Here is a 7,227-nt window from a genome sequence, read left to right as displayed (position 1 = left end):
CTCCGCCACCCGCAAGGGCGTCGCGGCCGTCTCTCGGCCACCCGCCGCCATGGCCGCCGCTAGGCCTGCCGCCGCGCCATCGCTGAGCACATCCTGCAGGGCAAAAAGCCCCCGGCACGACCCGGCGGAGCGAAGACGCTCGATGGACTGGTCCGGCACATAGACGCCCAGTGCTTCATCGAAACGCATCGTGCCGCGCGCCTGGCTGTGCATATGCAGGCTTGGGGTGAACCCTCCGGCCATCAGCACGCAGTCGCAGGCGAAACGCTGAGCCTTCCCAACACGGCCGTCGGCGGCGACCGGCGCGAGTTCGACACTCCTGACCCGCAGACCGCCATTGGCTTTCTGGATGGTGGTCGACGGCAGGACGGTGATACCGCTCGCCTTCGCCTCTGCCACGATCGATGCGTCGGCATTGGCACGCAGATCGGCGATCGCGGCGATCTCCACGCCCGCTTCGGCCAGTTCGATGGCCACGCGATAGGCGGAATCGTCCGCGGTCACGACCACAGCGCGCTTGCCGGGGAGCACGCCGTAGCGATTGAGGTAGGTGCGCGCCGCCGTAGCCAGCAGGATGCCCGGCCGGTCATTGCCCTCGAACACCAGCGGCCGCTCCAGAGCCCCGGCCGTCACCACGACTTCAGCCGCCCGTACCTGCCAGATCCGTTCGCGCGGGCTCGCCGGGTCGGGATCCGACAGATGTTCGGTCAAACGCTGGTTGAGCGCCACCATGTTGTGCGGGCCATAATTGAAGGCCGTGCAACGGGTCATCACCCGCACGTTGGGCAGCGTTCTCAGTTCGGCGGCGACCTTTTCCACCCATACGGAGGCTGAAAGGCCGTCGATCCGGCTATGCACGTCCGACAGCAGCGTGCCGCCGAGTTCAGCCGTTTCATCGCACAGGATGACCCGCACACCCGTCCGCCCCGCCGCCAGAGCCGCCGTCAGGCCCGCGGGGCCGGCGCCGATCACCAGCACCTCGCAATGGGCATAGTGCAGGCCGTAATGATCCGGATCGGGGGCGGTCGCGACCGTGCCCAGTCCGGCCGCACGGCGGATGACAGGCTCATAGACCCTGTCCCAGAACCCACGCGGCCACATGAACGTCTTGTAGTAGAACCCGGCGGGGAAAAGGGGTGCCAGCCATGTATTGACCGCCCCAATATCGAACGTCAGGCGCGGTCCACGATTCTGGCTGACGGTCACAAGTCCCGCATGGATCTCGACTTGAGTGGCCCGCAGGTTGGGCGTGTGCCGCCCGCCCTCGCCCACGCCGATCAGTGCGTTTGGTTCATCGGACCCTGCCGAGATCGGGCCGCGCGGTCGATGGTACTTGAACGACCGCCCCATAAGATGCTGGCCGTGCGCCAGAAGCGCCGACGCGACGGTGTCGCCTTCGTAACCACGCACGATGCGGCCATCAAAGCGAAAGGCGACCGGCCGGGCCGTGTCGACACGCCCGCGACCGGATACGCGAAAGGCGCCGCTCATGCCGCTTTTCCCTGTCTGGCGTCGGGACGAGGAGTGCCGATCTCATAAGTCTCGACGAACTGGTCGGTCCGCGTGTCGCGCAGCGCGTTGAAGAAGCGCCCACAACCATGCGCGTGGCGCCAGCGCTCGGCCAGCACGCCCTTGGTGTTGTCGCGCAGATACAGGAAGGTGGCCCATTCCGCCTCGGTCACGTCGGGGCCGGGACGCACGATGTGCGCCTCGCCGCCATAGGCGAACTCGATTTCGGCGCGCGGGCCGCAATAGGGGCATGCGATCAGCAGCATGGTCTTTCTCCGTCTCGCGAGGCGTCAGTGCGCGACCGCCGCCGCCGCGGCTTCATCGATGAGGGTACCCTCGCGGAAACGCTCGATAGTAAAAGGCGCGTTGATCGGGTGCGGCTCGTCGCGCGCGATCGTCCAGGCGAACAGGTTGGCCGCCCCCGGCGTCGCCTTGAACCCGCCAGTGCCCCACCCGCAATTGACATACAGCCCCGGCACGGACGTCTTCGCGGTGATTGGCGAGCGGTCGGGCGTGTTGTCGGTAATGCCGCCCCACGACCGCAGCATCCGCAGCCGGCGGAAATCCGGCACCAGTTCGCAGATCGCCTCCAGCGTGTGGGCCGGAATATGCAGGCCGCCACGCTGGGTATACGACACGTAGGAATCGGTGCCCGCGCCGATCACCATCTCCCCCTTGTCGGACTGGCTGATGTAGGCGTGGATGGTGTTGGACATCACCACGCAGGGGAAGGCCGGCTTCACCGGCTCGGACACAAGCGCCTGCAGCGGGTTGATCTGCAGCGGCAGGCGAAGGCCCGCCATGGCCATGACCACCGAACTGTGTCCGGCGGCGGACACGCCGACCTTCCTGGCGCGGATCGGCCCGCGCGTGGTCTGCACCCCCGTCACCCGGCCCGACGCATCGCGGTCGATACCCGTGACCTCGCAATTCTCGATGATATCCACACCGAGATCGCTCGCCCCACGGGCATAGCCCCAGGCAACCGCATCGTGGCGGGCAGTGCCGGCGCGGCGCTGAAGCGCGCCGCCCAGGACGGGATAGCGGATAGTGGGCGAGATATTCAGCGGCGGACAGAAGGCCTTGACCTGCTCAGGTGTCAGCCATTCGTTGTCGATGCCGTTCAGCCGGTTGGCGTGGACGTGCCGCTTGAAGACCTGCACGTCATGCACATTATGCGCCACCATCAGGCAGCCGCGCTGACTGAACATGACGTTATAGTTCAACTCGTCCGACAGGCCTTCCCACAGCTTCAGAGCGTGCTCGTAATAGGACGAACTTTGTTCGAACAAGTAGTTCGAGCGGATGATGGTCGTATTACGCGCGGTATTGCCGCCCGCCAGCCATCCGCGCTCGACCACGGCAATGTTGCGTAGTCCGTGCTGCTTGGCCAGATAATAGGCGGCACCAAGACCATGACCCCCGCCACCGACAATGATGATGTCATAGCTCGATTTCGGTGCCACCGACCGCCATTGGGCTTGCCAGCCGAGGTGACGGCCCAACGCCTGCCGGGCCAAGGAAAACGCGGAAAATTTCTGCATGACAATCCCAATCAGGTCTTACCGCCGCAGCGCAGAGTGGCCCGACTATGCGCCCGCTCAACAGCGATTTCCCTCACGAAAAAGACACCCAGGTTGTATGAATACGACATCCGGCCGGAACGCGCGCCGGAGGTTGGCGATCGATCCCGATGACCCCGCTTCGCACGGGAATCATTGGGGAAAACTGCCTGACCAATAAGGCGTCGAACACGACGACAATGTCTACCCGGACACGATATTCCGACGGGCCTTCCCTATCGTGGCCTGTAAATATTCTTTCTACATAGAAACATTATGAACACAGCATTACCAGAGGCGCTATCCCGAGAGCTGACCGTTTGAAGCACACGATCACGAACAGGGAGGCTCACAGGCCGCGTGTTCTGGAACGCCACAGAATCAGCATTCCGGCGGGACGCTCAACTTTGTTCTGATAATCAGCTCACACGGTTCGCGTCCCAACGGGATGAGGCGAGAGACTTTCCCCACCATGTCGAGACGGCATAACGCGCCCAATCTACCCCGGGCGCGGAATTACGGATGCGTCGGGGCAAGTTCATCGAACGTGACGAGCCGGTTTCGCCCCTGCTGCTTCGCGGCGTAGAGCGATCTGTCGGCGCGCTCAATTGCACTTTCCCACGTGTCATTCGTCCAGGCGGTGGTGACGCCCGTACTGACGGTGATCCAGAAAACACTCTTTCTATAGGTGACGGGGTCTGCCGTGACAGACGTTATGATTGATCGGACCCGCTGAACGCCGAGGCTGTCGTCGATCGGGATCGCCAGAACGTACTCCTCCCCACCATATCGGCCAATTATCTCCGTCGAACGCACGGCCGAGCGCAGGCGCTTCCCCAGTGCGGCGAGGACAGCGTCTCCGACGAGGTGGCCATGCGTGTCGTTCAGCCGTTTGAAATGATCGATATCGATCAGCGCAATCGTCAGGCCGGTTTCCGGAGTTACCGTCAGCATCTTCATCAACGCCGCCTGCACGGCACTGCGGTTCAGGAGTCCGGTCAGCTCGTCGTGGGTTGCTTGCAAGGTCAGTTGGCGCGACTGCTCGGTCAAGACCGCGTGGGCGCTCTCCAGAGCCTGGTTGGCCGCCTCGAGTTCCCGTGTGCGGTCGTTGATGGCATTATTGAGCTGACGCTGCTGTCGGAGCAGATAGGCCGTGCGCAGGCGCACAAGCAGCCAGACCGTCAGCACCATGAGACACACCGCCAGTGCGAGGAACCAACGGCGCTGCCACCACGGATAGGCAACGAAGACGGGGACGCTCATTTCGACGGGGGGGTGGGGTGACAGGGGGTCTATCGCCTCGATCCGCAGGTTGTGCACCCCGGGCGGCAGGCTGGGGAAGACAATGGTGTCCTGCATCGTCTCCGTGAACGGGGCGTCGGCATGGTCCAACCTGTATCGGTAGACAATCCGCGTGCTCGACGGATAGGCATTCACGCCGAGCTGGATCGTGAGCGCTGCGCTTCCATTTCGCAGCACCTCCCCCTCATAGGGCATTTTGTTCGCGCTCACGGAAAGAACGACGGGCACGATCGGGCGAACGCGCAGGACGGATGCCGTATCCTGAACGTGAGACAATCCGCGGCTGGTGCCAATCCATACGCTGTCGTCGCCGTCCACATAAATGGCGTCCTGCGCAACGTCGTTACCGATGAGGCCATTGGTGATGTCCAACCCGTGCCACTGGACACCGTCATAGACGCCCACGCCGTTCGAGGTGCCAACCCAGAGACGGTGTTCATGATCGACGGCCAGCGCATTGATCGACTGTGACGGAAGCTTGCTCGTCGATATCAGCGACACGCTCGGTTTTCCGCCAATCAGACTTACCCTGAACAGTCCGTCGTCCGAGCCCACCCAGACGTCGTTCGAATCGCGTATGGCGAGGGTCTCCAGTTCGACGTGCGCGCGGGGCCATAGCGCAACAACGGCCTGCAGGCCTGTCCGGGGCACGAAATGCCATAGGATGCCGCTGCCCGTCAGCCACACGGTGCCGACGGTGTCGAACGCGATATCGGTGAAGGCGATGTCGGTCGCGCTGCACACAACCGGACGCGACCCAATTGGAGCATCGTGGGCCAACCGGAAGAGGCCATGCTGTGTGGCGATCCAGATGTCTCCGCTCCGGTCAATGCGAAACGTATTGATCCCGGTCACCGGCACCCGACTACGCTGTCCACTCACAAGATCAATGTTTTCAAGGCGTTCCCGGTTGGCTTGCAACCACACGCGTTTCCGGCTCGGGTCAGGGACCACGACTTCGGCGGACTGGTCTGTAAAGACTGTTTCCAGCGTGCCCTGCCGCGTGAGGCGACCCAGACCGCCGTCGGTGCCGATCCAGAGATTTCCCTCCCGGTCTCGCGAGGTGCTCCAGACTGTTCCCTCTGAAAGGCCCGTCTCACGAGTCCAGCTGACGGTCTCCCCGAAACCGAAATACTGTTTCAGGCCATGACCAGCTATGCCAAGCCAGAGCGAGCCCGCCCGATCGACAAGCATGGCCCACAGCATGCTGTTGCCGTCATAAAGATATAGGGGCGTCCATCGACCGCCATGTCGAATAACCACCCCATGCTGGGATTGGGTGATCAGGTCGCCGTCTGGCAGACGCTGAAGCGTCAGCACTTCGGGATGGTCGCCGAGTGCCGTGGATGCATCCGGTAAAGATTCCACGACAACGTGGCCGGAGGCGATATCGATCGTCGCAAATGTCTTGCCGCTTCGACACATGACCTTCGACGCGCCACCCGAAATGAAGCCGCCCCATTCTTCTGGCGGCAGACCGTCGGTGGTCGACCAGCACCGCGTTCGCCCGGACGCGAACGCGCAGACTCTCCCGTCGGCGAGACTGAGCATCGCCGTGTCCCCGACGCTGCCCACCACAACAGGTTCTCCGGAGAAATGCTCCATCCCGGACAGAGCGGGCGGCAGCGGGGCAAAGCGCGGCCCTCCGGCTTGACTGGCATCAATGTACCGAATCCGGTCACCGGCCAGGATGATAGCTCCGTGGGCATATGACCGGATCATCCGGAAATTCGGATGCCGGAGTTGATCGTCAGGCATGGCTTCGAAATGAAGCTTTTGCAGGCTGAACGGTGCGGGTTGGCGTGCCACGAGAACGCGATCGCCCTGAACGCCCATTATCAGTTTTTCGTCAGCCACGGTGACCAGATCTTTGAAGACGGTATCGCCCGTTATCCCCTGAGCCTCTCCAAGCGGCAGAAACGCCTTTCCGTCATAGAGAAAGGTTCCCCCCTGAGAGCGCACTATCAAGGCTCCGGAGGGAAGTTCCTGAAGAGCCACGGGGTCCAGGTCCGTCAGCCCGGAGGCTTGGTCGAACAGGTGTGTTGACAACGTCTGCGCGGATGCGACGCTGAAAATGAACAGAAAAAAAATTGTGGCTTTGAGTGCGAAAAGATTAAGAAAGCACTGATGCCCTTGCAATCGAAACGTTCTCAACAGCTTGACTTCTGCCACGAAGATGTCCACGCATCAGTATTTCCGGACGATATTAACGGAAAATAAATTTCCTTCCGATTAATTACAGTTATTCAGAATTTACCGTTCAAACGCGATACGGTTTTTGAGAAAGGCCACGATAAGCTTAGACAAGCCTTTCGCGACCTTTCTGAAGGAAAGTGTCAGGCGACCCGCACAGTATCTGCACCGCTGACCGTCACGCTGGGATGACGGATGCCGGACTGATCGGTTACGGCGTCACTCGGATGGCGGATCTGAACGTGCGCCGGGGCCGACAGGCTCGCCAGCGCTATCGTCTCGCTGGGATGACGGATGCCGGACTGATCGGTTACGGCGTCACTCGGATGGCGGATCTGAACATGCGCCGGGGCCGACAGGCTCGCCAGCGTCATCGTCTCGCTGGGGTGGCGGATGCCGGATTGATCGGTGACGGCGTCACTCGGATGGCGGACCTGGACGTGCGCCGGGGCCGACAGGGTGACCAGCGCTATCGTCTCGCTGGGGTGGCGGATCTGCGAGGCGCCAGCCTGAGAAAGCCCCGCCTGAAAGGCAAGGAGGGCGGCGATGGCGGAACCGGCCATGTGACTGATCTTGAACATTTTTATTCTCCAGTAAAAGCACGAATGAAGAGCGTTGTGGTCTGCTGAGTAACCTGCAGGTGGCTCAACGGTGTGCTCGG

Annotated in this window: 5 protein-coding genes; all 5 read right to left on the bottom strand. The window is 62.3% G+C overall.

The genetic code is table 11. The annotated features are described in order from the left end of the window. On the bottom strand, positions 1–1,491 hold a 1,491-nt coding region (locus HUK82_RS06260; RefSeq protein WP_176613138.1), incomplete at its 3' end, for a 2Fe-2S iron-sulfur cluster-binding protein. Further along, the gene (locus HUK82_RS06255) at positions 1,488–1,775 is read right to left on the bottom strand and encodes a sarcosine oxidase subunit delta (protein ID WP_176613137.1); all 288 of its coding nucleotides are present in this window, start codon (positions 1,773–1,775) and stop codon (positions 1,488–1,490) included. The genes HUK82_RS06255 and HUK82_RS06260, both read right to left, overlap by 4 nt. Positions 1,776–1,799: 24 nt before the next feature. Next, positions 1,800–3,053, bottom strand: a complete 1,254-nt coding sequence (locus HUK82_RS06250; RefSeq protein ID WP_176613136.1) for a sarcosine oxidase subunit beta family protein — start codon at positions 3,051–3,053, stop codon at positions 1,800–1,802. A gap of 534 nt (positions 3,054–3,587) precedes the next feature. After that, the gene (locus HUK82_RS06245; RefSeq protein WP_176613135.1) at positions 3,588–6,335 is read right to left on the bottom strand and encodes a ligand-binding sensor domain-containing diguanylate cyclase; all 2,748 of its coding nucleotides are present in this window, start codon (positions 6,333–6,335) and stop codon (positions 3,588–3,590) included. A 374-nt stretch (positions 6,336–6,709) separates the two neighbouring features. Further along, positions 6,710–7,147: a hypothetical protein gene (locus HUK82_RS06240; protein ID WP_176613134.1), complete on the bottom strand. Its 438-nt coding sequence runs from the start codon at positions 7,145–7,147 to the stop codon at positions 6,710–6,712. Positions 7,148–7,227 lie beyond the last annotated feature (80 nt).

The organism is Ameyamaea chiangmaiensis, from assembly GCF_013376175.1.
Classification (GTDB): Bacteria; Pseudomonadota; Alphaproteobacteria; order Acetobacterales; family Acetobacteraceae; genus Ameyamaea; species Ameyamaea chiangmaiensis.
Note: the sequence above shows the minus strand (reverse complement) of the source record. Positions and strands in the feature narration are given on the sequence as shown.